The following is a 25,946-nucleotide window of genomic DNA, read 5'->3' on the forward strand; positions in this document are numbered from 1 at the left end:
GGATGACGCTGCCGCGACATTAATGAGCCAAGGGAAAGAGCGTCAATTCGATAAGCGCAACTCTGTGCGTTTATCGAACAGCTTAGGCAAAGAGTTGCGCGCTCAGATCACGACTGGCACTTAGCAGGCCGGGCAGGAAACGCTGCTCCAGCTCGCTGCGACTGACCCGGCCGGCATGGGTGCTGACGTTCAGCGCCGCCACCACTTGGCCGGAAGCGTCGTACACCGGCACGGCAATCGAGCGCAGCCCCTGCTCCAGTTCCTGATCGACGATGCACCAGCCTTGTTGCCGTACCTCTTGCAGGCATTCGAGCAATGCCTCGGGAGTATGCAAGGTGCGACTGGTCTTGGCTTGCAGCTCGGCATGGTCGAGATACTCGCGCAACGACGTGTCGTCCAGCGCGGCGAGAAGAATCCTGCCCATGGAGGTGCAATAGGCCGGCAAGCGTCCACCCACCGAGAGGTCGACGGAAATCAGCCGCTGGGTGGTCGCCGAGCGCGCGATGTACAAAATGTCATCACCTTCCAGGGTGGCCATGTTGCAGGCCTCGTGCAGTTGCTCGCTCATGCGGTCCAGGTACGGCTGGGCAGACACCGCCAGCGGGGTCGACGACAGATAGGCATGGCCCAGGGTCAAGACTTTGGGCAACAGCGAATAGGTGCGCCCGTCGGTGGTGGCGTAGCCGAGCTTGATCAGGGTATGCAGGCAACGTCGCACAGCGGCGCGGGGAATTTCCGTACGGTGGCTGATCTGTGCAATGGTCAGGTGCCGCTTGCGCTCCTGGAACGCTTGCACCACCGCCAGGCCACGCGCCAGGGAAGTCATGAAATCCGGGTCACCGGTCAGGGCCTGAATTCGCTTGGCGGGCGAGGCGACGATCGGCGGTGCTACTGAAGCGAAGGAATTGCGCATTTGATCGTTCATATCAGGTTGTTCCCCACGCGGATCAGCGACTATTACAAGCGGCTGCCGGTCTGGCACACAAGTCACCGGCCGCCAACATTGGGCGATTATCGAACCGCAGGCCGATAATCGCAATCGATAGAGCTTACGGTGAGCCACACGGCTTTCACTCGCCGCACAACACGGTTGTTATTTTCGGTCACTGGCTTAAAGGAGGACGATGTAATAATTTGTTCGGCTTAATGGCGTCAGAATGTCACCGCAGCAACTGGCATCAGCCCACCGTAGTTACCGCTAAAGTTAGGAGCAACAAAACAATCACACATGAGGAACTACTTTTAACTCTCGAGAGATAGTGTTCTTCGGATCGACCGCTATAATGCATCTCAATGGCGACCGGTTTTTTACGTGCCGAATCCGCCAACCGGCAGCGCAATATCCATTGCCGCTGTCCGCAGCAAGCGCCTGACGCTCATTTCATATGCTCCGCCAACGCGCTCGCTGAAACAGGAGACTGATGCTACGTCAGCTGTTTTTCTCTGGTGCCGTGGCCGCCTGCAACAAGGAAGTATTGATTGCGCCGTGGGAATGATGCCGTGTCAGGCATTATCCTTTCTACGAGCATGGTCAATAGATCGATGCAGCGCGTTTCACCAGAATTAATCTCAACTCAATCAGGTAGCACTGTGACGAAAGACGAACTGCGCGCAGAACTTGAGCGCCAGGAACAACGTTACAAGGAAGTTTACGGCGGGGAAGTCACCACTTACGCCGCTCAGCCCGAACCCGAACGCAAACCCTGGCGTAAACGCGCCACCGTTCAGGATCAGGCCTTCACCCAGGAATTGCAGAAGATGGAAAAGGAACTCAAAGCCGAAGAGCCATGACTGCCTCGGCCTGATTCCTTTCAAGAGCCTGCGTCTACACCCGTTAAAAGCGGGTTGTATCGATGATGCTTTTCGCGCCCGCTACAAGCGGGCGGCGGCTCCTCTCATCCATTGGATGAGGAAAATGGCTCATGTCTGACCCTCTTCTCAGATATTTCACACAAGCGTCCAAGCCTCTCGCTCCGACGAGCGAAACCCTTGTGGCTGCTGCCTTTCCAAGCAAATTCAACGACTTGTAAAGCCCTGAAAAAGCCTGGGACTTAGGGGATTGCCACAAATTAATTCGTTGAAGAATGTTACCGACGAGCAGCTAGTGCATCGATTAGCAGTCTTTTCTGGCATAATCGCGCCCCCTTACGAACGGGTCAGAAAACCTTCATGATCGATTTATTCAGCGGACTGGATGCTTGGGTGCTTGTGAGCCTCTTGCTCGCCCTGGCCTTTGTCCTCGCCTTCGAGTTCATCAACGGCTTTCATGACACCGCAAACGCGGTGGCCACTGTTATCTACACTAAAGCCATGCCGCCTCATCTGGCGGTGTTCTTTTCCGGTGTGTTCAACTTCCTCGGCGTATTGCTGGGCGGTGTGGGCGTGGCGTATGCCATCGTCCATCTGCTGCCGGTTGAACTGCTGATCAATGTGAACACCGGTCACGGACTGGCCATGGTGTTCTCGTTGCTCGCCGCCGCCATCACCTGGAACCTGGGCACCTGGTACTTCGGTATTCCAGCCTCCAGCTCCCACACGCTGATCGGTTCGATCCTCGGGGTTGGCCTGGCCAACGCCCTGATCAACGACATTCCGTTGGCCGACGGTGTGAACTGGCAAAAAGCGATCGATATCGGGGCGTCCCTGGTGTTCTCGCCGATGGCAGGCTTCCTGATTGCAGCCCTGGTGCTGATCGGCCTTAAATGGTGGCGTCCGCTGTCCAAGATGCACAAGACACCGGAACAGCGCCGCAAGATCGACGACAAGAAACACCCGCCGTTCTGGAACCGTCTGGTGCTGGTGATTTCGGCGATGGCGGTCAGTTTCGTGCACGGCTCGAACGATGGCCAGAAAGGTATCGGCCTGATCATGCTGGTACTGATCGGCATCGTGCCGGCGCAGTTCGTCCTCGACCTGAGCAGTACCACCTACCAGATCGAGCGGACTCGCGATGCGACCCTGCACCTGAGTCAGTTCTACAAGCGCAATGCCGATACGCTGGGTGAATTCCTGGCCTTGGGCAAGAGTGTGGAAGGTGATCTGCCGGAGAAATTCCGTTGCAACCCGCAACAGACCGAACCGACCATCACTGCCCTGCTCGACACCCTCAAGGGCGTAGCGGACTACCACTCGCTGCCGTCGGAAAGCCGCATCGAAGTGCGTCGTTACCTGCTCTGCCTGGACGACACGGCGAAGAAAGTCAGCAAGTTGCCTGGCCTCGCTGCCCGTGAAAAGGCGGACCTGGACAAGCTGCGCAAGGACCTGACCACCACCACCGAATACGCCCCGTTCTGGGTGATTCTGGCGGTTGCCCTGGCCCTCGGCCTGGGTACCATGGTCGGCTGGAAACGCGTGGTACTGACCATCGGCGAGAAAATCGGCAAGCAAGGCATGACCTACGCCCAGGGCATGTCGGCGCAGATCACCACCGCGTGCATGATCGGCATGGCCAACATCTTCAGCCTGCCGGTTTCCACCACCCACGTCCTGTCCTCAGGCGTAGCCGGCACCATGGTCGCCAATAAAAGCGGCCTGCAAGGCGGTACCGTCAGAAACATCCTGCTGGCCTGGGTCCTGACCCTGCCAGCCACCGTGGCCCTGTCGGCCGGTCTGTTCTGGCTGGCATCGAAGGCACTGGGTAGCTGATCTACCGCTATTGAAAAAGGCGCGTTCCGTGAGGTTCGCGCCTTTTTTATTCCTGCAATCACACCACTGATCCCTGTGGGAGCGGGCTTGCCCGCGATGACGGCGGCAGATCCGACATCGATGTAACAGACCTATCGCTATCGCGGGCAAGCCCGCTCCCACAGTTGATCGTGTACCCCGGAAAACCACAGACAAAAAAAAAGGGCGACCGAAGTCGCCCAAAATGCCTTGCGTGCTCATTGCTCCAGAAAGACCTACGGCTTCTTGCGCTTATGCGCATCCTTCCAGATGAAAAATCCAAACCCGGCAAAAAACAGAACCATGAGGCCGACAGTCAGCACTCCGGCGATCACCACGTTGTCGAAAAACATGACTGGCCTCCTGCACTTGCCCTGTTGCGATGGGGCTAAGTTAACCAATCGGGCAGGAGAAAAAATTGACCGGGATCAATGCCGCCCAAGACTGGGCGTAAAGGAAGGGAAATAACTGACCTGTATCAACCGATGCAGGGTGTTTCAACGTTTTTTCGGTTTGTTCTTCGGCTTTTTCTTCGCTTTACCCAGCGGCATGGCCTGCTCAAACGCTTGGCGCACTTCGTTCAGGCGTTTTTCATTAAGGTCATGAACCCGTTTGGCACGTTCGGAGTTGAGGTCAATCAGCTTGTCATCTTGGTTCATGGCGTTCAGTGCATCGCTTGGAAATGAATTCAGCTGCCGGCTAAAGGCGGTAGGATTGTGCCAATAATGCGGTCTGGCGCGGGTGCTGACCAGTCATCCGACACTTCAGATCTCGATATCGACCCACAATCCCTGACGTGGCTGATTCTCCATCAACGGTACCACCGGCACGGTGTTGTCGGCATTGAGTTCATTTCCGGGAATCGCGAGGTGTTCTTCAGGATCTTCATCGGCCTCATGACGGCGCCGCTCCCGTTCCTGCCGACGACGCTGTTCCTCGCGCAGCTGCAGGCCCGCCTCTTCCGGATCGCGCTTTTGCAGGTCGATGGTGCTTTCGTTGGAGTTTTCCTGCACCGGCACCACGGGCGGAATATCCGGGCGCTGGCGGATCGGATCCTGCTGTGAAGTGATCGGCACGGCGCTCAAGGGGAGCATCGGTGGCAGCATATTTTTAGTCTCCTGTCAGCAGGCTGTCGGCTGCGGGGATGGCGACTTGAGCCATCGGTCGCAAACTTGTGATCCGTCTGGCACCGTAGGAGCTGGCCCAGTCTGCGATCTTTTGATCTTCATCTCCCGAAAAGTTCGCATCCTCCATCGGCGAGCGCATGTAATCCTTTGGTCCTGAAGGCTCATTCCGTTAAGATAGCCCGCTTTTTCAAGGTGGGAGTCAGGCAGCATGGCGCAGCAGTATCAACCGGGGCAACGCTGGATCAGTGACAGCGAAGCCGAGCTGGGTTTAGGCACCGTTCTGGCACAGGACGGCCGCTTGTTGACCGTGCTCTACCCGGCCACTGGCGACACTCGCCAGTACGCGCTACGGAATGCGCCCCTCACCCGCGTGCGGTTTTCGCCGGGTGACTCGATCACTCACTTCGAAGGCTGGAAACTGACCGTACAAGAAGTCGACGACGTCGACGGCCTGCTGGTCTACCACGGCCTCAACGCGCAAAACGAAGTGGTTACCCTGCCGGAAACCCAGCTGTCGAACTTCATTCAGTTCCGCCTGGCGAGCGACCGTCTGTTCGCCGGCCAGATCGACCCGCTGGCCTGGTTCTCCCTGCGTTATCACACCCTCGAGCACACCAGCCGCCAGTTGCAGTCCTCCCTTTGGGGCCTGGGCGGCGTGCGGGCGCAACCCATCGCGCACCAGTTGCACATCGCCCGTGAAGTCGCCGACCGTATCGCGCCGCGGGTTCTGCTGGCCGACGAAGTGGGCCTGGGCAAGACCATCGAAGCCGGTCTGGTGATCCATCGCCAACTGCTCTCGGGCCGCGCCAACCGCGTGCTGATCCTGGTGCCGGAAAACCTCCAGCACCAGTGGCTGGTGGAAATGCGCCGCCGCTTCAACCTGCAAGTCGCCCTGTTCGACGAAGAACGCTTCATCGAAAGCGATGCCGCCAACCCGTTCGAAGACACCCAGCTTGCGCTGGTTGCACTTGAGTGGCTGGTGGAAGACGAAAAGGCCCAGGACGCGTTGTTCGCAGCGGGTTGGGACCTGATGGTGGTCGACGAAGCGCACCACCTGGTGTGGCACGAAGACCAGGTCAGCCCTGAATACTCCCTGGTGGAGCAACTGGCCGAAGTCATTCCCGGCGTCTTGCTGCTGACCGCTACCCCGGAACAACTGGGTCAGGACAGCCACTTCGCCCGTCTGCGCCTGCTCGACCCGAACCGTTTCCACGACCTGCACGCCTTCCGCGCCGAGAGCGAAAACTATCGCCCGGTGGCCGAAGCCGTTCAGGAGCTGCTGGACAAAGGGCGTCTGTCGCCTGAAGCGCACAAGACCATCCACGGTTTCCTCGGCAACGAAGGCGAAGCCCTGCTGACCGCCGTCAATGATGGCGACACCGAAGCCAGCGCTCGTCTGGTCCGCGAACTGCTGGACCGCCACGGCACCGGCCGCGTGCTGTTCCGTAACACCCGCGCCGCCGTGCAGGGTTTCCCCGAGCGCAAACTGCATCCGTACCCGTTGCCGTGCCCGGCCGAATACCTCGAACTGCCACTGGGCGATCACGCCGAGCTGTACCCGGAAGTCAGCTTCCAGGCCCAGCCGGACGCCAACGAAGAAGAGCGCTGGTGGAAGTTCGACCCGCGCGTCGAGTGGCTGATCGATCAGCTGAAAATGCTCAAACGCACCAAAGTGCTGGTGATCTGCGCCCACGCCGAAACCGCCATGGACCTGGAAGACGCCTTGCGCGTACGTTCCGGCATTCCGGCCACGGTCTTCCACGAAGGCATGAACATCCTCGAGCGTGACCGCGCCGCCGCCTACTTCGCCGACGAAGAATTCGGCGCTCAGGTGCTGATCTGCTCGGAAATCGGCAGTGAAGGTCGCAACTTCCAGTTCTCGCACCATCTGGTACTGTTCGACCTGCCGTCGCACCCGGACCTGCTGGAGCAGCGTATCGGTCGTCTCGACCGGATCGGCCAGAAGCACGTCATCGAACTGCACGTGCCGTACCTGGAGACCAGCCCGCAAGAACGGCTGTTCCAGTGGTACCACGAAGCGCTGAACGCGTTCCTCAACACCTGCCCGACCGGTAACGCCTTGCAGCATCAGTTCGGCCCACGCCTGCTGCCGCTGCTGGAAAACGCCGACGATGGCGAGTGGCAAGCGCTGATCGACGAAGCCCGCGCCGAGCGTGAGCGTCTCGAAGCCGAACTGCACACCGGTCGCGACCGCTTGCTGGAACTCAACTCCGGCGGCGCGGGCGAAGGCGATGCGCTGGTCGAGGCGATCCTCGAGCAGGACGATCAGTTCGCCCTGCCGATCTACATGGAAACCCTGTTCGACGCCTTCGGCATCGACAGCGAAGACCATTCGGAAAACGCGCTGATCCTCAAGCCAAGCGAAAAAATGCTCGACGCCAGCTTCCCGCTGGGCGACGACGAAGGCGTGACCATCACCTACGACCGCAACCAGGCGTTGTCTCGCGAAGACATGCAGTTCATCACCTGGGAGCACCCGATGGTCCAGGGCGGCATGGACCTGGTCTTGTCCGGTTCGATGGGCAACACCGCCGTGGCGCTGATCAAGAACAAGGCACTGAAACCGGGCACCGTGTTGCTGGAACTGCTCTACGTCAGCGAAGTGGTTGCCCCGCGTTCGCTGCAACTGGGCCGTTACCTGCCGCCAGCCGCCCTGCGCTGCCTGCTCGACGCCAACGGCAATGACCTGTCGGCCCGGGTGTCGTTCGAAACCCTGAACGATCAGCTGGAAAGCGTGCCCCGCGCCAGTGCCAACAAGTTCATCCAGGCCCAGCGCGACCAGCTGACGCCACGGATCAACGCCGGCGAAGAGAAGATCACCCCACGTCACGCCGAGCGCGTGGCCGAGGCGCAACGTCGCCTGGCGGCGGATACCGACGAAGAACTGGCACGCCTGACCGCCTTGCAAGCGGTCAACCCGACCGTACGTGACAGCGAACTGGTTGCGCTGCGCAAGCAACGTGAGCAAGGCCTGGCCATGCTCGACAAGGCGGCGCTGCGACTGGAAGCGATTCGGGTGCTGGTGGCGGGTTAATCCGCTCTGCTCCACCGCTAAAAAGAAGGCCCGCAGCGATGCGGGCCTTTTTTTGTCTGCTGATCGTTCCCATGCTCTGCGTGGGAACGATCATTTACGCGGTGACCGCCGGAGTCTGCGGCTCAGCCACCGCCACCAACCCTTCCTTCATCCGTTTGGCATCCCTCACAAAACACCGCGATGCCAAAAACAGAAACACCATCGTAAAGAACAATGCCACCGGAATCAGATACATCGCATCATGCAAACCAACAGCCTTGAAGGCTTCAGTCATCTGCTCAGCGCCGGCCGAGAGCATGGCCAAGTGCGCAAAATGATCAGACAATCCGCCCACCACCACCGGCCCCAAGCCACCGCCCAACAGATACAACCCGGCAAAGAACAACGCCATCGCCGTCGCTCGCAGGCGCGGTTCGACCACGTCCTGAATCGCCGTGTACACACAGGTGTAGAAGTTGTAGGCGAACAACCAACCCAGGCTGAACACCGCGACAAACAACCCGATCTCGATCCGTCCGGCGTGCAGCGCCCAGGCCGTGCACAAGGTTGAAATGACCAGGCTGAACGCCGCGAACAGCAGTCGCCCATTGGCCACCCGCTGGTGAATCTTGTCGGCAATCCAGCCGCCGAGTGTCAGGCCGAACAACCCGGTCACCCCGACGATCACCCCGGTCGCCACCGCCGCTTCCTGCAACGGCATCAGGAAATAACGCTGCAGCATCGGCACCAGGAACGAGTTGCAGGCATAGGTGGCGAAGTTGAAGCACAGCCCCGCCATCACCAGCCACAGGAAAGTCGGCACCGCCAGCACCCGACGGATCGGCCGGTCCACGCGTTCCTGAGACACTTGCACGCTTTCTGCCGCGCCACGTTTCGGCTCTTTGATGAAGAACATGAAGACTGCCAGGATCAGCCCCGGCACCGCCGCGATGAAGAACGGCGCACGCCAGCTGTCAAACGCCTTGACCATCGCGCCAATGGTGAAGAATGCCAACAACAGGCCCAGCGGCAAACCGAGCATGAAAATACCCATGGCCCGCGCCCGACGGTGAGCCGGGAACAAATCGCCGATCAGCGAGTTGGCGGCCGGCGCGTAACTGGCCTCACCAATGCCGATGCCCATGCGCACGATCAGGAAACTCCAGAAACTGCCCACCAACCCATTGACCGCTGTCAGCCCGCTCCACGCCGCCAGGCCCCAGCCCATCAGTTTGCTGCGCGAACCGGTATCGGCCAATCGCCCCAGAGGCAGGCCGGCAATGGCGTAAACGATGGTGAATGCAGTCCCGATGATCCCCAGTTGAAAGTCGCTGAGGTGCCACTCCATGCGGATCGGCTCGATGATGATGGCCGGGATCGTGCGGTCGAAGAAGTTGAACAGGTTGGCCAGGAACAACAGGAACAGAATGCGCCAGGCATTCGCCGCTTGGGTCGAGTTCTGCATGGGTCCGTCTCTTTTATTGTTATTGGGGCTTCATTGCCAACGCATTCGAGCCCGGAACCGTCAATCTAGTCAGGCCCGCCAGCGCTGTCTGTCATTATTCGTAAGGCTGATATCCATCCATGGCAGCCAGCGCGGCCCATGCAACAATTTATTTCCAATAGCTCTAAAAGCCATTCCAAAAGCATTGGCACTAATGTGCCACCACCCCTTGCGCTCCATGCATGGCCTCTATACTGCAAGCATTCGCCCGCGTGCACGACGCAGGCCAGGATGAATCAGAGACGGGGCATGCTATGGAGTGGCTGGGTTTGCATTTCATGACCGGGCTGCCAGAGAGCGGGCAGGTCATACTCGATTGCACCCATAACCCTTTTCTAGTGTTGCTGGCCTATCTGGTCGCCTGCACGGCCGGCTTTGCCACGCTGGATATGACCGAACGGGTCGGGCATGTGGAAAAATCAGCCTCCCAGCGGCTCTGGCGCTGGGTCGGCGCCGGGTGTCTGGCCGGCGGCATCTGGGCCATGCATTTCATCAGCATGCTGGCGTTCCAGGCGCCGATCGAAATCCATTACCACCTGCCCACCACCCTGCTCTCGCTGTTGTTCGCCCTGACCGCCTCGTGGCTGGCCATGTACACCCTCAGTCATCCTCAGCCGAGTTTCCGACGATACCTGCAAGCCGCGGTGTGGATCGGCCTGGGCATCGCGACCATGCACTACGTTGGCATGGCCGCCCTGCGATCGAATGCGCGGGTCTATTACCACCCCTTCCTGTTCGCCCTTTCCATTGTGATCGCCATCGGTGCCAGCCTGGCCGCTCTGTTGATTTCCAGTCACCTGCGCGATGGCGCCGGTGTGCTACATCAACTGCTCAAATACACCGCCAGCCTGGTGCTCGGAGCCGGCATCGTCAGCATGCATTTCACCGGCATGGCGGCACTCAGCCTGGTGCTGCCCGCTGGCAGCCTTCAACCACTGCCCGAGGACGACAATCACCTGCAACTGGGATTGACAGTGGCGGTGATCACACTGCTGATTATCGGCAGCAGCATCAGTGCCGCGCTGGCGGACAAGAAGCTGCAACACAAGGAGTCCGACCTGCAGCGGGTCAACGCCCTGCTCAGCCAACTGGATCAGGCACGCATGTCGCTGCAACAGGTGGCGCACTACGACCCCTTGACCAACCTGATCAACCGCCGGGGCTTCAATCAGATCTTTGCCGAGAAACTCATCGAGAAAACCAACGAAGGCGGCATGCTGGCGATGATGTTCCTCGATATCGACCACTTCAAGCGGATCAACGACAGCCTCGGCCATGACGCCGGCGACGAACTGCTCAAAGTCCTGGCCAGCCATATCAAGGCCTCGATACGCAGCCATGAAGACGTGGTGGCGCGCTTCGGAGGCGACGAATTCTGCATCCTCTTCAGCCTGTACGACCGCGAAGAAGCACGGCAAATGGCCCAGCGCATCATGCTGAAAATGAAGGACCCCATCGAGTTGTCCGGACGGCGCATGGTCATGACTACCAGTATCGGCATCAGCCTGTTTCCGGAAGATGGCAAGACTTGCGAGGAATTGCTGAAGAACGCCGATCTGGCGCTATACCAGTCCAAGGACTGCGGTCGTAACGCGCTGCATTTTTTCAGTTCAAACCTGAAAACCCGTGCCACCCTGGAGTTGCAACTCGAAGAAGAACTGCGTTATGCCCTGCGCGAAAACATCGGGTTGATGCTGTATTACCAACCCATCTATGACCTGAAAAACGGCCAGGTCACCAAACTTGAAGCGTTGATTCGCTGGCAACACCCGGTTCACGGATTACTGACGCCGGATCGGTTCATCGCCATCGCCGAGGCCAACGGCCTGATCGCCGAACTGGACAACTGGGTGCTGCGCAAGGCCTGCGAAGACTTGGGTGAGCTGTCCCGCCACGATTGCGAAGGCCTCAAAATCGCGGTGAATTGCTCGCCCCTGAACCTGGCGCGAGAAGAGTTGGCCGAGGAAATCGAACACGCCCTGCGCATCTGCGGGGTAGCACCACAGCGGCTGGAACTGGAAGTGACCGAGAACGCGCTGATGGGCAATATCACCAACACCCTGGTGTTGCTGCGGCAGATTCGCGCCCTCGGGGTTTCGTTGTCGATCGATGACTTCGGCACCGGCTACTCATCCCTGGCCTACCTCAGGCGCCTGCCATTGAACACGCTGAAGATCGACCGCTCGTTCATTCAAGACATCCCCAAGGCCACCCAGGACATGGAAATCGTCATGGCCATTATCGTCATGGCCCACACCCTGCATTTGCAGGTCGTCACCGAAGGCGTCGAAACTTTCGAGCAATACGATTTTCTCGAACGCCACGGCTGCGACTTCGTTCAGGGCTACCTGCTCAGCCGTCCGGTGCCGCTGGCTGAATTGCGTCCGGTGCTGGCCGAAATCAACCAGCGCAAACACACGCACACCGTCAATCCGTTGAGTCTGGCTCGCGGTACAACTGCACTAGCGTCGACGGATCCTTCTCCAGAAACCCCTGCCCCCCATGGAGGCGCATCAGTTGTGCGGCCAATCCGCTGATCGGCGTGGCCGAACCCTGTTCGCGGGAAAACTTCACGGCGGTGTCGAGATCCTTGAGCAGCGTGCGTACGTGCCATTTCATCGGTTCGAAGCGGCTCTCGGCCATTTGCGGCGCAAGAATCTGCAACGGTTTTGAATCGGCGAAACCACCGGCCAACGCCTCGGCGATCAGGCGGGCATCGACCCCGGAACGCTCGGCCAGGGCCACCACTTCGGCAATGACCAGAGCATTGCAGGCGACAATCATCTGATTGCAGGCCTTGGTCACCTGCCCTGCGCCGACGGCCCCCATGTGGGCCTCCCGCTGGCCAAGGGTCAACAACACCGGCCGCACCCGCGCAAGGTCTGCCGCCTCGCCACCGACCATGATCGCCAGGCTGCCGGCCTCGGCGCCGACCACCCCGCCGGACACCGGTGCATCGAGCCAACCCCTGCGAAGGTAACGCTGCCATCATTTAGCCTCCCTTTGATTAAAGATCATCGAATATTGGCCGACTCATCATGATTAAGGAAAGGATTCCCCCGAGCGATGCTCAGGCCAAGGCCCTGACGCTTGGGCCACATTCGCGCAGCAAAAAGACGCGAGATCCCATTCCGTGATGACTCGATGACACTTGTCGCCGAGCCGACCAGTCCAGGTATATGGCGCAAATGACTTCCAAAAATAATCCGGCCACCGCGGTATCCGATCTGACCCTGAGCCCCGCGGCGAACAGCCCCTCATCGTCGAAGCCATTGACCCCGTCGCGTCCACTGGCGACTCAGCAATACCTGTACTTCACCGAAACCAATACCGACCGCATCCTCGACAACCTCGACGGCCTGCGCGATCTGGTGTTCCCGCGCCCGCCCCATCTGGAAGGTGACAACGAACAGCACAACGACCAGGAATTCCCGTCGGTGTGCCTGATCGGCCTGGGCCGCTGTGGTTCGAACATCGCGCTGGACGTGGCGGAGCTGGTGTACAACGCCCGCAAGTTCTACCTCAACGAATTCAACAACGAAGACCGTCTGTCGCCGGACAAACGCTACGCCGAAAAGGGCTACAGCCCAGCGCAGTGGATTCGCAACAACCTGCGCCTGGGGCCGAACAAGGCCACCAAACCGGTGTTCCTGGTCGAACCGCTGGTGATGCTCGGCGACCTGGACAAGGACATCGCCGGTCGCATCCGCTTCTCGCGCAAGGGCGAAAAAAGCGGCTTTCTGCGTGACTACAGCAAAATGAAAATCATGGACTTGTCGGAAGTCCACGCCGGTGGCGCCGGTAACGCGCCGATCCTCGGTCAGTACCTGGCCAAGATCATCCTGAACAAGGACACCCAGCGGTTCTCCAGCCCTGACTGGAAAATGATTCACTCGTACCTGATCGACAGCTGCGGGATCAAGGCCAACCAGTCGCGCCTGTATTTCTCGATCTTCAGCGCCGGTGGCGGTACCGGTTCGGGCATGGCCTCGGAATTCGGCCTGGCCCAGCAACACTCGTACATGAACAAAACGTTCGACACCAAGCCGATGGACGAGCACGACGGCAAGAGCGGTCATTCCTTCGTCTTCGAGCCGATCTTCACCAGCGGCATTTGCGTACTGCCGAATATTTCCGATCACCGCAGTGAAATGTCCGAGGCGCTGCACATCAACGCCGGTCGCCTACTGTGCAAATACCTGTCGGAAGAATGGGACTTCTCCTACAACTTCGCCAACGAAGACAGCAGCGAAGCCAGCGTCATGGGGCGCATTCGCCCATGGAACGCGATGATGCTGATCTCCAACGACATCATGCGTTATGCCGAAGAGAGCGATGACGGCAATATCCAGAACATTGATGTCAATGCCATGGAAAAGCACGCCAACCAGTACATCTCACAGCAGATATTCAACATTCTGACAGCGCAGGCGGTGACCACCGACTACGACCAGAACTATTTCCGTCGCGCCGGCATCGACATCGGCGAAACCATTCGCCTGGACGCCAACGACCTGTTCATGAGCCTGGCCGGCCCGGTGGCGATTGCTTACGCCGAGTCCGTGGTGCCGGAAACCCCGCCGCCGAGCAGCGACAAGTTCAAGGTGTTCGAGAAAGAGCCGCAGCGCCTGAACATCGACGACCTGTTCTTCCGCTCCATCGACCTGCCGCACTTCAACAAGGTCACCCAGGCGATCGAAGGCATCAGCCTGTTGCCGATCGAGTCCAAGCGCTATCGCGCTTCGCTGGAGCAGTACAAGAATTCGGGCTACGACGCGGCCGCGTTGCACGACCTGCACTTCTTCAAGAATTGCTCGTCGGTGGTATCGATTGTTTCGTTGCCTAAAGACTACAAGCTGTCCTACATGGACCTGAACCGGTTGAAGACTCACCTCAACAGCCTGTTCCCCAACACCACGCTCAAGCGTTACGCGCTGGTGATCGGCGCCTCGGCCAACCTGTCGCTGACCACCCTGATCGCCAAGAGCCCGTGCCTGTCGGACGACTTCCTGACCCTGATCGTGGCCTTCATCAAGCGTTGCTTTGCGAAAAACCCGTACCGCTTCGACGAGACTCTGGACAACTCGATCCTGGACTTCATCATCAATGAAGACTTCGACGAAGACCGGATCGACGAACTACTCAACGAATTCGAAAACCCGGCGAAGATCCTCGATACCAACTGGTACGCGATCAAACCGATGTACGAGAAGAAGTACCGCGAACTGATCAACGACAAGGACAAGTTCGTCTCGATCAACGACATCCGCCTGTCCCGGGATTGCGTGAAAAAAGCGATCAAGTACCTGCGCGAGATCTACCGTCACCGGATTGGCAAGACCAAGGTTATTTCTTTGAATAACCATACGGGCAAGACGGCGTAATTAGCGGCGCGCCCAATCGCGAGCAGGCTCGCTCCCACAGGAGACCGCGGACTTTCAGGAGGAACGCGATCACATTGTGGGAGCGAGCCTGCTCGCGATGGCGGCATAAGCATCACCACAAATCACCAACATCCAGAAACAATTAAGCAGCCAATCGGTTGCTCAATAAACTGTTCCCGTTACGTTTACGTCACCCTCGCCAAGACCCTTCTGTGGCCTTTCTCTACGGCAACATGCCATCACGCTACTCGGCTACACACTTTTGCCCGACAAAGGCCAGCACCAAATCAGTGCAAACCTTCAGGCCTGCGCTCTTTCCTGGATCAGAATCCACGGCGAAACAACAACGGCCCACAGTTCGGGATCGCGCTCGAAAAGATCCAGCGCCCGCGTTTCAGACAGCTTGGCGACCTTGTCGGCGGCCAGCCAGGCAGCCACTTTCTCGCCTTCATCGGTCGCCACCGCTTCTGCTGCGGCGATCAAATCCAGGCCTGGATCGACCCACAATAGGGCACCCTTGGCGAAGAATGGCTCCAACTCTTTCCAGGTAATAGATGCGGTCTCACCAAGCAGCTTGGCATAGAGGGTGCTAGGTTCTTGAGTCATGGGTTCCTGTCCGCAAAAGAAATCGACGTGAATGATAACGTCGCTAATGCGCCAGAAAAACCCGGATGCAATCGCGTCACCGAATGAGAAACGCAGGAAAGCCAGGGAATGCTGCTGAATCAAGTGTTAGCCAGCTAACATCCGCCGCGATTCTGTCTTTTTCTTTCAATAAAGCGACATCCTCAGGTTTTGCCCCCTGGCGCCAGCTTCCCAGGCTAACAATCGGCGCTCTACACTGTACCGGTACAGTTGCCGGGGGCATTTTCCGGAGGATATCGACGATATCTGACCCGGTTCTGCTGCTACGGCGCCAGGACTATAAAAACTACAACAGTAAGAGTGGAGCACTATGACTAAGGCTACTAAGCAGATTTCAAAACTGTTTGCCGCTATGGTTCTGGCCGGAGTTGCCAGCCATTCGTTCGCCGCCGACACCATCAAGATCGGCATCGCCGGCCCTAAAACCGGCCCTGTAGCCCAATACGGCGACATGCAGTTCAGTGGCGCCAAAATGGCCATCGAACAAATCAATGCCAAGGGCGGCGTCGACGGCAAGAAGCTCGTAGCCGTTGAATACGACGATGCCTGCGATCCAAAACAAGCGGTAGCGGTCGCGAACAAAGTCGTCAACGACGGCGTCAAGTTCGTGGTCGGCCACCTGTGCTCCAGCTCCACTCAACCGGCGTCCGACATCTACGAAGACGAAGGCGTGATCATGATCACCCCGGCTGCCACCAGCCCGGACATCACCTCCCGTGGTTACAAGATGGTGTTCCGCACCATCGGTCTGGACAGCGCCCAGGGCCCTGCCGCCGGTAACTACATCGCCGATCACGTAAAACCGAAAATCGTTGCCGTGCTGCACGACAAACAGCAATACGGTGAAGGCATCGCCAGCGCCGTGAAGAAAACCCTCGAAGGCAAAGGCGTCAAGGTTGCCGTGTTCGAAGGTATCAACGCCGGCGACAAAGACTTCTCCTCGATGATCGCCAAGCTCAAGCAAGCCAACGTCGACTTCGTCTACTACGGCGGCTACCACCCGGAACTGGGTCTGATCCTGCGTCAATCCGAGGAAAAAGGCCTGAAAGCCAAGTTCATGGGTCCGGAAGGCGTGGGTAACGACTCCATTTCGCAGATCGCCAAGGAAGCCTCCGAAGGCCTGCTGGTGACCCTGCCGAAATCCTTCGACCAGGATCCGGCCAACATCGCCCTGGCTGACGCGTTCAAAGCCAAGAAAGAAGACCCGAGCGGTCCGTTCGTGTTCCCGGCCTACTCGGCTGTGGAAGTGATCGCCGAAGGCATCAAGGCCGCCAAGAGCGAAGACACTGCCAAAGTGGCTGCTGCCATCCACGCAGGTACCTTCAAGACCCCGACTGGCGACCTGAGCTTCGACGCCAAGGGTGACCTGAAAGACTTCAAATTCGTGGTTTACCAGTGGCACTTCGGCAAACCTAAAACTGAAGTTTCGCCTCAGTAAGGCGCAGCCGAACTGATTGCCAATAAAGCCCACGGCGTGCCGTGGGCTTTATTTTACGAACGTATTGGGCCGCGCTGGCGTGATCCGCCAGCCTCCCCACCTGAAAATCTCAAAACCGTCATCAGCGGTTCGCTGGCAAACCTCGAATTCGAAGTGGATGCAGATCCATGGGGCTCGAGCGGGAAAATGACTCCACCAGTGAAATGCGTATCAGGTTTTTAGGAGCGCTGTAATGCCTGACATCTATCACTTTTTCCAACAGCTGGTTAATGGTCTGACCATTGGCAGCACGTATGCCCTGATCGCCATCGGCTATACGATGGTTTACGGCATCATTGGAATGATCAACTTCGCCCACGGCGAGGTTTACATGATCGGCTCTTACGTGGCGTTCATCGCCATCGCCGGGCTGGCCATGCTGGGACTCGAGAGCGTCCCGTTATTGATGACCGCCGCTTTCATCGCGACCATCGTCGTTACCAGTGCCTACGGCTACAGCATCGAACGGATCGCCTACCGCCCCCTGCGCGGCAGCAACCGTCTGATCCCGCTGATTTCCGCCATCGGCATGTCGATCTTCCTGCAGAACACCGTTCTGCTTTCGCAAGACTCCAAGGACAAATCCATCTCCAACCTGATCCCCGGCAACTTCTCCATCGGGCCAGGTGGCGCACATGAAGTGCTGATTTCCTACATGCAGATCGTGGTGTTCGTGGTGACGCTGGTCGCCATGCTCGGCCTGACGCTGTTCATCTCCCGCTCTCGCCTGGGTCGCGCCTGCCGTGCCTGTGCCGAAGACATCAAGATGGCCAACCTCTTGGGCATCAACACCAACAACATCATCGCCCTGACCTTCGTCATCGGTGCGGCACTGGCGGCTATCGCAGCTGTGCTGTTGAGCATGCAATACGGCGTGATCAACCCGAACGCCGGTTTCCTGGTCGGCCTCAAGGCCTTCACCGCCGCGGTACTGGGCGGTATCGGCAGCATCCCCGGCGCCATGCTCGGCGGGTTGGTGCTGGGGGTGGCGGAAGCCTTTGGTGCCGATATTTTCGGCGACCAGTACAAGGACGTCGTGGCGTTCGGTCTATTGGTCCTGGTGTTGTTGTTCCGGCCAACCGGCCTGTTGGGCCGTCCGGAGGTTGAGAAAGTATGACTAGGAATCTTAAACAGGCGCTTTTCAGTGCCTTGCTGGTGTGGGCCGTGGCCTACCCGGTACTCGGTCTGAAACTGACCATCGTCGGCATCAACCTCGAAGTCCAGGGCGCCAGTACTGCCACAATGATCACCATCGCCGCGTGCTCGGTGCTGATGTTCCTGCGGGTGCTGTTCGACCACTCGATCAGCGCGGCCTGGAAATCCTCGCCAAGCCTGCCGGTGATGCCGGCCAAGGCCAGTCACTTCCTGACCCTGCCGACCACCCAGCGCTGGATCATCATCGCGTTGATCGTCGGTTCGCTGGTCTGGCCGTTCTTCGGCTCCCGCGGGGCGGTGGACATCGCCACCCTGGTGCTGATCTACGTGATGCTCGGCCTGGGCCTGAACATCGTGGTCGGCCTGGCCGGCCTGCTCGACCTCGGTTACGTCGGCTTCTACGCCGTGGGCGCCTACAGCTACGCGCTGCTGTCGCACTACTACGGCCTGAGCTTCTGGATCTGTCTGCCGATCGCCGGAATGATGTCGGCCACCTTCGGCTTCCTGCTCGGCTTCCCGGTGCTGCGTCTGCGTGGTGACTACCTGGCGATCGTGACCCTGGGCTTCGGTGAAATCATCCGTCTGTTCCTGCGTAACCTGACCGGCCTCACGGGCGGCCCGAACGGCATCAGCAACATCGAGAAGCCAACGTTCTTCGGCCTGACCTTCGAACGCAAAGCCGCCGAAGGCCTGCAGACGTTCCACGAGTACTTCGGCCTGGAATACAACTCGATCAACAAGGTGATCTTCCTTTACCTGGTGGCGTTGTTCCTGGCGTTGTTCGCCCTGTTCGTCATCAACCGCTTGCTGCGCATGCCCCTGGGTCGTGCCTGGGAAGCGCTGCGTGAAGACGAAATCGCCTGCCGTGCGCTGGGTCTCAACCCTACGGTCATCAAGCTGTCGGCCTTCACCCTCGGTGCCTGTTTCGCAGGTTTCGCCGGCAGCTTCTTCGCCGCGCGCCAAGGCCTGGTGACACCGGAGTCTTTCACCTTCATCGAATCGGCGACCATCCTCGCCATCGTGGTGCTGGGCGGCATGGGGTCGCAACTGGGCGTCGTACTCGCCGCCACGGTGATGATCCTGTTGCCGGAAATGATGCGTGAATTCAGTGAATACCGCATGTTGATGTTCGGCGCCTTGATGGTGCTGATGATGATCTGGCGTCCTCAAGGTCTGCTGCCTATGCAACGCCCCCACATGGAGCTGCGCAAATGAGCCGTGAGATCCTGAAAGTCACAGACCTGAGCATGCGCTTCGGCGGCCTGTTGGCGGTCAACAGCGTGGCCTTGAGCGTCAAAGAGAAACAAGTGGTATCGATGATCGGCCCCAACGGTGCCGGCAAGACCACCGTGTTTAACTGCCTGACCGGTTTCTACCAGCCAACCGCCGGCAGTATCGTGCTGGACGGCGAGCCGATCCAGGGCCTGCCCGGCCACAAGATTGCCCTCAAAGGCGTGGTACGGACCTTCCAGAACGTGCGGCTGTTCAAGGAAATGACGGCGGTCGAGAACCTCTTGATCGCGCAACACCGTCACCTGAACACCAACTTCCTGGCCGGCCTGTTCAAGACCCCGGCGTTCCGCAGAAGCGAACGCGAGGCCATGGAATACGCCGAGTACTGGCTGGAAAAGGTCAACCTCAAGGAGTTCGCCAACCGTCCGGCCGGCACACTGGCCTACGGTCAGCAACGTCGCCTGGAAATCGCCCGCTGCATGATGACCCGTCCGCGGATCCTCATGCTCGACGAACCGGCGGCCGGCCTCAACCCGCGGGAAACCGAAGACCTCAAGTCACTGATCGGCACCCTGCGTGAAGAGCATAATGTGACTGTGCTGCTGATCGAACACGACATGAAACTGGTCATGAGCATCTCCGACCACATCTTCGTGATCAACCAGGGCACACCGTTGGCCAATGGCACGCCGGAGCAGATCCGCGACAATCCTGAAGTGATCAAAGCCTACCTGGGGGAAGCGTAAATGCTGCAGTTCGAAAACGTTTCCACCTTCTACGGCAAGATCCAGGCGCTGCACAGCGTCAACGTCGAAGTCCGCCAGGGCGAGATCGTGACCCTGATCGGCGCCAACGGTGCCGGCAAATCGACCCTGCTGATGACCCTCTGCGGTTCGCCGCAAGCCCATAGCGGCAGCATCCGCTACATGGGCGAAGAGCTCGTCGGCCAGGACTCGTCGCATATCATGCGTAAAAGCATCGCCGTGGTCCCGGAAGGTCGTCGGGTGTTTGCCCGTCTGACCGTGGAAGAGAACCTCGCCATGGGCGGATTCTTCACCGATAAGGGCGACTATCAGGAACAGATGGACAAGGTCCTCGGACTTTTCCCACGCCTGAAAGAACGCTTCGCCCAGCGCGGTGGCACCATGTCCGGCGGCGAACAGCAAATGCTCGCCATCGGCCGCGCGCTGATGAGCAAGCCCAAGCTGTTGCTGCTCGACGAGCCGTCGCTGGGCCTGGCACCGATCATCATCCAGCAGATCTTCGACATCATCGAACAGCTGCGCAAGGACGGTGTGACGGTGTTTCTGGTTGAGCAGAACGCCAACCAGGCTCTGAAAATCGCTGACCGTGCCTACGTGCTGGAAAACGGCCGGGTGGTGATGACAGGGACGGGTGAAGCGCTGTTGACCGACCCGAAAGTGCGCGAAGCGTACCTCGGCGGCTAAGCCATACCGATGAACAAAAAAACGGCCTTCGCGGCCGTTTTTTTGTGCCTGCCACAACCCACACACCAATGGAGATCCCCTGTGGGAGAGGGCTTGCTCGCGAAAGCGGCATCACATTCAACAGAGATGTTGGCTGACACACCGCCTTCGCGGGCAAGCCCGCTCCCACAGGGGATTTGTGGTGTTTTGAAGATTTCTGAAAAAAATTCGCTGTCAGCTGTAACGCCACGCCCTGTCGTTTCTCTAGAGCGGTAAGCAAGCACAAACGCTTGCCAACCCAAGCTCAATTTCGGAGAAACATCATGACTGCTACCACCCGCACCCTGTCCGCCACCGCCCTGGTTCTGGCCCTCGGTTCTGCCCTGAGCATCGCCGCCGTGTCGACTGCCCATGCCGCTGACGCCAACATGGAAAAATGCTTCGGCGTGGCCATGAAAGGTCATAACGATTGCGCCGCAGGCGCTGGCACCACTTGCGCCGGCACCGCCAAAATGGATCACCAGGCCAATGCCTGGAAACTCGTCCCGAAAGGCACCTGCATGACCACCGAGAGCAAGACTTCGCCAACCGGTTTCGGCCAGATGGAAGCCTACAAAGCCAAGTCGTAATCAGCCCCCAGCCTGAGTGTCGACCATGAACAATTCATTCTCCGGGCTCCCGCCCCGCTCCGGGCTGGGGCTCAAGACCGAGCACTTTCGTGAAGTGCTCGGTGCACAACCGGACATCGGTTTCTTCGAAGTCCACGCCGAAAACTACATGGTGGCCGGCGGCCCGTTTCATCATTTTCTGGGGTTGATCCGCGAGCAATATCCGCTGTCGTTGCACGGTGTTGGCCTGTCCATCGGTGCCGAAGGTCCGCTGGATCTTCAGCACCTGCAAAGGCTTGCCGCACTGATCGAACGCTATCAACCCCAGTCCTTTTCCGAACACCTGGCCTGGTCCAGCCATGGCCCGGTGTTTCTCAACGACCTGCTGCCCCTGGCCTATGATGCGCCGACGCTGGACCGCGTCTGCGAGCACATCGATCAGGTGCAGAGCACCCTCAAACGTCCGATGCTGCTGGAGAACCCGGCGACGTATCTGGCGTTCCAGCGCTCGACCCTGGACGAAGCCGACTTCATCAGTGAAGTCATTCGCCGCACCGGCTGCGGCCTGCTGCTGGACGTCAACAACGTCTACGTTTCCTGCATCAATCATCAAAGAGATCCACTGGCCTACATCGACGCGCTGCCGCTGCACGCAGTAGGCGAGATTCATCTGGCCGGGTTTGCCGAAGACACCGACAGCCTCGGTGATCGTCTGCTGATCGACGATCACGGTGCGCCCATCGATAACGCGGTGTGGGCACTGTATGGGCAGGTGCTGGAGCGAGTTGGCCCGATCGCCACGTTGCTCGAGCGCGACAACCAGTTACCGGCCTTCAGCGTGCTGCATGCCGAAGCCCGTCAGGCTGATGAGTTGCTGCATTGCGCGGGGAGCCGATCATGAGCACTCACGCCGCGTTTGCCGCCGCCCTGCTCGATCCGCAACGGCCCTGCCCCGAGGGTTTGTTCAGTGCCAACGGCGCCGATCCCGCCAGCCGTTTCGCGGTGTATCGCAACAATGTGCAGAGTTCGCTGATCAACGCATTGGCGGATAGCTACCCAGTGGTTTTGCAGTTAGTCGGTGATGATTTTTTCCGGGCGATGGCGGGGTTGTATGCGCAGAGTTGCCCGCCTCAAAGCCCGTTCATCAACGACTACGGCAAGGACTTCGCCGAGTTCATCGACCGCTTTGAACCGGCAGCCAGTGTGGCTTATCTGGCCGACGTGGCGCGGCTGGAGCGGTTGCGCGTTCAGGTCTATCACGCCGCCGACGCCCAACCCCTGAGCCATGAACAGATCACCGCCGCGTTGTCGGACCCGCAAGCGCTGAGCGAGCTGACGGTCGGCCTTCATCCCTCCCTGAATCTACTGACTTCAGCCTTCGCGGTGGTTGCGATCTGGGCGGCCCATCAACAGGACGCGACGCTGACCGGAATCGACGTCGACCACGGGCAAAACGCGCTGGTATTGCGCAATGGGCTGGAGGTTGAGGTGTTCGCCATCGACCACGGCGCCAGCACATTCATTCAGAACCTGCAAAACGGCCAATCCCTGACCCAAGCATTAGAGGCTGCGCCCGCCTTCGACCTCAGCCAAACCCTGGCGCTGCTGATCAGCCACCACGTCATCACCCATTTACACCACAAGGTATCGCCATGAACAGTCGCCAGAACCCCATCGCCCGTACCATCGCGCTGCTGGAAAAAATCCCCCACAGCCTGATCGCGTTTATCGCGCGCTTTTCCATTGCCGCGGTGTTCTGGAAGTCCGGGCAGACCAAAGTGGAAGGCCTGGCCATCGACTTGATCGACGGCACCTTTGAAGTCGGCGTACCACGGCTGGCGGGCTCGACTATTCCGTTGTTTCAGAGCGAATATCACCTGCCACTGCTCTCCCCGGAACTGGCGGCGCACCTGGCGGCCTTCACCGAGCATTTCTTTCCGGTGCTGATTCTGATCGGCTTCGCCACACGTTTTTCGGCGCTGGCACTGCTGGGTATGACGCTGACTATTCAGCTGTTCGTGTACCCCGATGCCTATCCGACTCACGGTACTTGGGCGGCGGTGCTGCTGTACTTGATGGCGACCGGGCCGGGCAAGTTGTCGATTGATCATCTGATTGCCAAGCGTTACGCCCGCTAACGGCCAACCATTGACGGATAGGGATCCCCTGTAGGAGCTGCCGATCCAATTGCACCAGTTCCCGTTATCGTTGAAGCCGATCCAACGCCTCGCCACTGCGCTTGAACCAACCAATCAAATAATCCGCCAGCACTTGGGTGCGCTTCGGCAATCCGCCCTGATACGGGTGCACCAGATACATCGGCATGCTGCGAGTCTGATAATCGCGCAGGAGCCATCTCAAACGCCCGTCAGCCAATTCCTCTTGCAGCAAGTACGACGGCAAACGCGCAATGCCCGCATCCGCCAGCGCGGCCTTCTTCAAGAGGTTGTAGTGGTTGCTGGCGAACGGTCCCGACACTCGCACCCGCAGTAACTCGTGCTGTTGGTGATAGAGCCATTCTTCGCGACCGCTGTAATGGCTGTTGAGCAGGCACCGGTGTTCGGCCAGCGCCTGAGGCGTCAGCGGTTCACCGCATCGCTCAAGATACGCCGGGCTGGCGCAAGTCATCTCGTGCCAGGCCAGCAGCGGGCGGGCGACCAGGCGATCGTCGTTGGCCACTTCCGAGCGGATCGCCAGATCGAATCCGTCACGGGACAGGTCGCGGTAGTGGTTGTTGAGCTCCAGCTCGATCTGCACCTCGGGGTACTGCCGGGAAAACTCCAGCAATGCGCCGTCAAAGAAGGTTTCCCCCAGTGAAACCGGAACTGTCATCCGCACCGGGCCGGCCATGTCGTCCTTCAGCCGCGCCAACGCCTGACGCGCTCGCTCGACTTGAATCACCAGCGCCTGGGCTTGCGGCAACAGCGCCGCGCCCGCCGCCGTCAGGCTCAAGCGGCGCGTGGTGCGTTGCAGCAACACCACGCAAAACCGCGTTTCCAGCAGGCTGATGCGCTTGGAGAGTTGCCCTTTGCTGCAACCCAGTTGCTGCGCCGCCAAGGTGAAACTGCCCGCCTCGATCAATATCGCGAACGCCGCCAGGTCGTCCATTTCGCTCATGGATTGTTTCCATTTGAAAACCAAAGGTTGCCTATTAGCACGCTTATCAATAAAAAAAACCACACTAAACTTAAATTTAAATCCAACCCATACAGGTACAGCACGATGAAAATTCTCTTGATTGGCGCCTCCGGCACCGTCGGTTCGGCCATTGACCATGAACTGTCCCAGCGCCACAAAATCATCCGCATCGGCCGCAAGAGCGGTGATTTTCAGGTCGACATCAGCGACAGCGCCTCGATCCGCAAACTGTTCGAACAGACCGGCAATTTCGACGCGCTGATCTGCGCCGCCGGCAGTGTCAACTTCGTGCCACTGGCCACCATGACCGCGCAAGACTTCGAGCTCGGCTTGCGGGACAAGCTGATGGGCCAGGTCAACCTGTTGCTGATCGGCCGGGAGTTCGCCAATGACGGTGCGTCATTCACCTTCACCACCGGCATCCTCAGCCACGACCCGATCCGTACTGGCAGCTCGGCGTCCCTGGTCAATGGCGCCCTGGACAGTTTCGTCCGTGCAGCGGCGATCGAACTACCGCGCGGTTTGCGCATCAACTCGGTCAGCCCGAACGTGCTGGTCGAAGCCATGGGCAGCTATGCCCCGTACTTCCGTGGTTTCAAACCGGTTCCCGCCGCCGAAGTGGCACTGGCCTACGCCAAAAGCGTGGAAGGCTTGCAGACTGGCCAGACCTACCGCGTCGGCTAAACCGCCAGAATCAAAAGATCGCAGGCTTCGCCAGCTCCTACAAAAGGCACCGCGTACACCCCGCAGGAACTGCCGCAGGCTGCGATCCTTTGCTCTTGATTTTGGGAAAGCGAGGACATTGCAGGGTTGTGATGAACGGTCAGGCTGAGTAACGTGGCGGCACTTGTCAGGAGACTCAAAGATGCGTGTTGCCCGTTCCTTGGTGCTTGTTGCCCTGCTTCCGCTGTTCGCCGCGTGCCAGTTGCTGGACGGCCCGCGCGAAAGCGCTTCACATGTGGGCCAGACTCGCATGCAGGGCCAGTTGACGGCGGCCGACGGCAAGTTGCTGTTCCAGCCGTGCAATGAACAGCGTAGTTATGTGGTCAACGACACCGGTGGCACCAGCGTCCTGCAAGAGGCCGCAACCCTGGCCGATGATCAGGGCAAATTGTTTGCCGACGTGCGCGGTCGGATCGTTGCCAGTGGTGCCGATAGTCGGCTCGACCTGGCGCAGCTGTACCGCGTCGAGCGCTCGGGCACGGCGTGCGACGATCCCAATTTCAAGCAGCTGATCCTGCGCGCCGCCGGCCATGGCCCTGAATGGAACGTCAGAGTCAGCGGCAAGGGCATGGTCATCGACCGCGCCGGTCAGCCGCCCTTGGCCGTGCCGTACGTTGAAGAGCAACTGGGCGATGGCCGCTTCAACCTCAGTACCGAAGCCAATAATCAGCGCATCGAGCTCTGGGTCGCGCCGCAACGTTGCGTCGACAGCAGCACCGGCAGCGTGCAGCACATGAGCGCCGAGCTGCGCATCGATGGCCAGGTGCAGCGCGGCTGTGGGTATTTCGGCGGATCGCGCGACGACTGATCGTTTTAGCCTCACGGGAA

The 25,946-nt window shown here is 59.3% G+C and carries 23 protein-coding genes and 1 pseudogene; 16 read left to right on the forward strand and 8 right to left on the reverse strand.

Features of this window, described 5'->3' with window-relative positions; all coding sequences use genetic code 11:
• Positions 1-82: 82 nt before the first annotated feature.
• Complete coding sequence (pcaR, locus tag QMK51_RS22085) at positions 83-925, reverse strand: pca regulon transcriptional regulator PcaR (RefSeq protein ID WP_007903845.1); 843 nt, start codon at positions 923-925, stop codon at positions 83-85.
• Between the two features lie 665 nt (positions 926-1,590).
• On the opposite strand from pcaR, the gene QMK51_RS22090 reads away from it, so the two are divergent.
• Both QMK51_RS22090 and QMK51_RS22095 read left to right on the forward strand, forming a co-directional pair.
• A complete protein-coding gene (locus tag QMK51_RS22090) occupies positions 1,591-1,791 on the forward strand; it encodes a hypothetical protein (RefSeq protein ID WP_007935837.1) in 201 nt (66 codons plus the stop codon).
• 378 nt (positions 1,792-2,169) lie between these two features.
• Positions 2,170-3,645, forward strand: a complete 1,476-nt coding sequence (locus tag QMK51_RS22095; protein WP_320391858.1) for an inorganic phosphate transporter — start codon at positions 2,170-2,172, stop codon at positions 3,643-3,645.
• 254 nt (positions 3,646-3,899) lie between these two features.
• Here QMK51_RS22095 and ccoM read toward each other — a convergent pair whose 3' ends face one another.
• From ccoM to QMK51_RS22110, 3 genes are all read right to left on the reverse strand, one after another.
• Positions 3,900-4,016: a cytochrome c oxidase subunit CcoM gene (gene ccoM, locus QMK51_RS22100; protein WP_007926603.1), complete on the reverse strand. Its 117-nt coding sequence runs from the start codon at positions 4,014-4,016 to the stop codon at positions 3,900-3,902.
• A 144-nt stretch (positions 4,017-4,160) separates the two neighbouring features.
• Entirely contained in the window at positions 4,161-4,322 is a 162-nt protein-coding gene (locus tag QMK51_RS22105; RefSeq protein ID WP_219096873.1) for a hypothetical protein, read from the reverse strand.
• A gap of 105 nt (positions 4,323-4,427) precedes the next feature.
• Positions 4,428-4,769 (reverse strand): aspartate-semialdehyde dehydrogenase, encoded by a 342-nt coding sequence (locus tag QMK51_RS22110; protein ID WP_320391864.1) that lies wholly within the window; start codon positions 4,767-4,769, stop codon positions 4,428-4,430.
• 229 nt (positions 4,770-4,998) lie between these two features.
• Here QMK51_RS22110 and rapA point away from each other — a divergent pair, with 229 nt between their 5' ends.
• Positions 4,999-7,845, forward strand: coding sequence for an RNA polymerase-associated protein RapA (gene rapA, locus QMK51_RS22115; RefSeq protein ID WP_258697245.1), 2,847 nt, complete (start codon positions 4,999-5,001; stop codon positions 7,843-7,845).
• A gap of 94 nt (positions 7,846-7,939) precedes the next feature.
• Here rapA and QMK51_RS22120 read toward each other — a convergent pair whose 3' ends face one another.
• Positions 7,940-9,289, reverse strand: coding sequence for an MFS transporter (locus QMK51_RS22120; protein WP_320391866.1), 1,350 nt, complete (start codon positions 9,287-9,289; stop codon positions 7,940-7,942).
• Positions 9,290-9,582: 293 nt separating this feature from the next.
• Here QMK51_RS22120 and QMK51_RS22125 point away from each other — a divergent pair, with 293 nt between their 5' ends.
• Complete coding sequence (locus QMK51_RS22125; RefSeq protein ID WP_320391867.1) at positions 9,583-11,865, forward strand: bifunctional diguanylate cyclase/phosphodiesterase; 2,283 nt, start codon at positions 9,583-9,585, stop codon at positions 11,863-11,865.
• On the opposite strand, the pseudogene QMK51_RS22130 reads toward QMK51_RS22125, so the two are convergent.
• Positions 11,756-12,292 (reverse strand): annotated as a pseudogene (locus QMK51_RS22130) (NAD(P)-dependent oxidoreductase); the annotation flags it as partial. The gene QMK51_RS22125 and the pseudogene QMK51_RS22130 overlap by 110 nt on opposite strands.
• Before the next feature lie 224 nt (positions 12,293-12,516).
• On the opposite strand from QMK51_RS22130, the gene QMK51_RS22135 reads away from it, so the two are divergent.
• On the forward strand, positions 12,517-14,712 hold the full coding sequence (locus QMK51_RS22135) for a hypothetical protein (RefSeq protein ID WP_237883827.1): 2,196 nt from the start codon (positions 12,517-12,519) through the stop codon (positions 14,710-14,712).
• A 300-nt stretch (positions 14,713-15,012) separates the two neighbouring features.
• Here the strand turns inward: QMK51_RS22135 and QMK51_RS22140 are convergent, their stop codons facing one another.
• Positions 15,013-15,318: a DUF2288 domain-containing protein gene (locus QMK51_RS22140; protein ID WP_320394551.1), complete on the reverse strand. Its 306-nt coding sequence runs from the start codon at positions 15,316-15,318 to the stop codon at positions 15,013-15,015.
• Positions 15,319-15,667: 349 nt separating this feature from the next.
• Here QMK51_RS22140 and QMK51_RS22145 point away from each other — a divergent pair, with 349 nt between their 5' ends.
• The 9 genes from QMK51_RS22145 (at position 15,668) to QMK51_RS22185 (ending at position 23,395) form a co-directional block, all read left to right on the forward strand.
• Positions 15,668-16,795, forward strand: a complete 1,128-nt coding sequence (locus QMK51_RS22145; protein ID WP_320391873.1) for a branched-chain amino acid ABC transporter substrate-binding protein — start codon at positions 15,668-15,670, stop codon at positions 16,793-16,795.
• A 232-nt stretch (positions 16,796-17,027) separates the two neighbouring features.
• Positions 17,028-17,951 carry a high-affinity branched-chain amino acid ABC transporter permease LivH gene (livH, locus tag QMK51_RS22150; protein ID WP_320391874.1) on the forward strand — a complete coding sequence of 308 codons (924 nt, stop codon included), beginning with the start codon at positions 17,028-17,030 and terminating at the stop codon, positions 17,949-17,951.
• On the forward strand, positions 17,948-19,204 hold the full coding sequence (locus QMK51_RS22155) for a high-affinity branched-chain amino acid ABC transporter permease LivM (protein ID WP_320391875.1): 1,257 nt from the start codon (positions 17,948-17,950) through the stop codon (positions 19,202-19,204). Before livH ends, QMK51_RS22155 begins: the two co-directional genes overlap by 4 nt.
• Positions 19,201-19,968 (forward strand): high-affinity branched-chain amino acid ABC transporter ATP-binding protein LivG, encoded by a 768-nt coding sequence (gene livG, locus QMK51_RS22160; RefSeq protein WP_320391877.1) that lies wholly within the window; start codon positions 19,201-19,203, stop codon positions 19,966-19,968. The genes QMK51_RS22155 and livG overlap by 4 nt, the downstream gene beginning before the upstream one ends.
• Positions 19,969-20,670 carry an ABC transporter ATP-binding protein gene (locus tag QMK51_RS22165; RefSeq protein WP_007906649.1) on the forward strand — a complete coding sequence of 234 codons (702 nt, stop codon included), beginning with the start codon at positions 19,969-19,971 and terminating at the stop codon, positions 20,668-20,670.
• Between the two features lie 302 nt (positions 20,671-20,972).
• The gene (locus QMK51_RS22170; protein WP_019580935.1) at positions 20,973-21,278 is read left to right on the forward strand and encodes a DUF2282 domain-containing protein; all 306 of its coding nucleotides are present in this window, start codon (positions 20,973-20,975) and stop codon (positions 21,276-21,278) included.
• Between the two features lie 25 nt (positions 21,279-21,303).
• Positions 21,304-22,158: a DUF692 domain-containing protein gene (locus QMK51_RS22175; protein WP_320391881.1), complete on the forward strand. Its 855-nt coding sequence runs from the start codon at positions 21,304-21,306 to the stop codon at positions 22,156-22,158.
• Positions 22,155-22,913, forward strand: a complete 759-nt coding sequence (locus QMK51_RS22180) for a DNA-binding domain-containing protein (protein WP_320391883.1) — start codon at positions 22,155-22,157, stop codon at positions 22,911-22,913. Before QMK51_RS22175 ends, QMK51_RS22180 begins: the two co-directional genes overlap by 4 nt.
• Entirely contained in the window at positions 22,910-23,395 is a 486-nt protein-coding gene (locus QMK51_RS22185; RefSeq protein WP_320391885.1) for a DoxX family protein, read from the forward strand. Before QMK51_RS22180 ends, QMK51_RS22185 begins: the two co-directional genes overlap by 4 nt.
• A 64-nt stretch (positions 23,396-23,459) precedes the next feature.
• Here QMK51_RS22185 and QMK51_RS22190 read toward each other — a convergent pair whose 3' ends face one another.
• Complete coding sequence (locus tag QMK51_RS22190; protein WP_258697254.1) at positions 23,460-24,374, reverse strand: LysR family transcriptional regulator; 915 nt, start codon at positions 24,372-24,374, stop codon at positions 23,460-23,462.
• Between the two features lie 105 nt (positions 24,375-24,479).
• On the opposite strand from QMK51_RS22190, the gene QMK51_RS22195 reads away from it, so the two are divergent.
• The gene (locus QMK51_RS22195; protein WP_258697255.1) at positions 24,480-25,079 is read left to right on the forward strand and encodes a short chain dehydrogenase; all 600 of its coding nucleotides are present in this window, start codon (positions 24,480-24,482) and stop codon (positions 25,077-25,079) included.
• 181 nt (positions 25,080-25,260) lie between these two features.
• The gene (locus QMK51_RS22200; protein WP_320391887.1) at positions 25,261-25,926 is read left to right on the forward strand and encodes a hypothetical protein; all 666 of its coding nucleotides are present in this window, start codon (positions 25,261-25,263) and stop codon (positions 25,924-25,926) included.
• Positions 25,927-25,946: the final 20 nt, after the last annotated feature.

Origin of the sequence: Pseudomonas sp. P9_31, from assembly GCF_034008235.1 — a bacterium.
In the GTDB taxonomy this organism is placed as follows: Bacteria; Pseudomonadota; Gammaproteobacteria; order Pseudomonadales; family Pseudomonadaceae; genus Aquipseudomonas.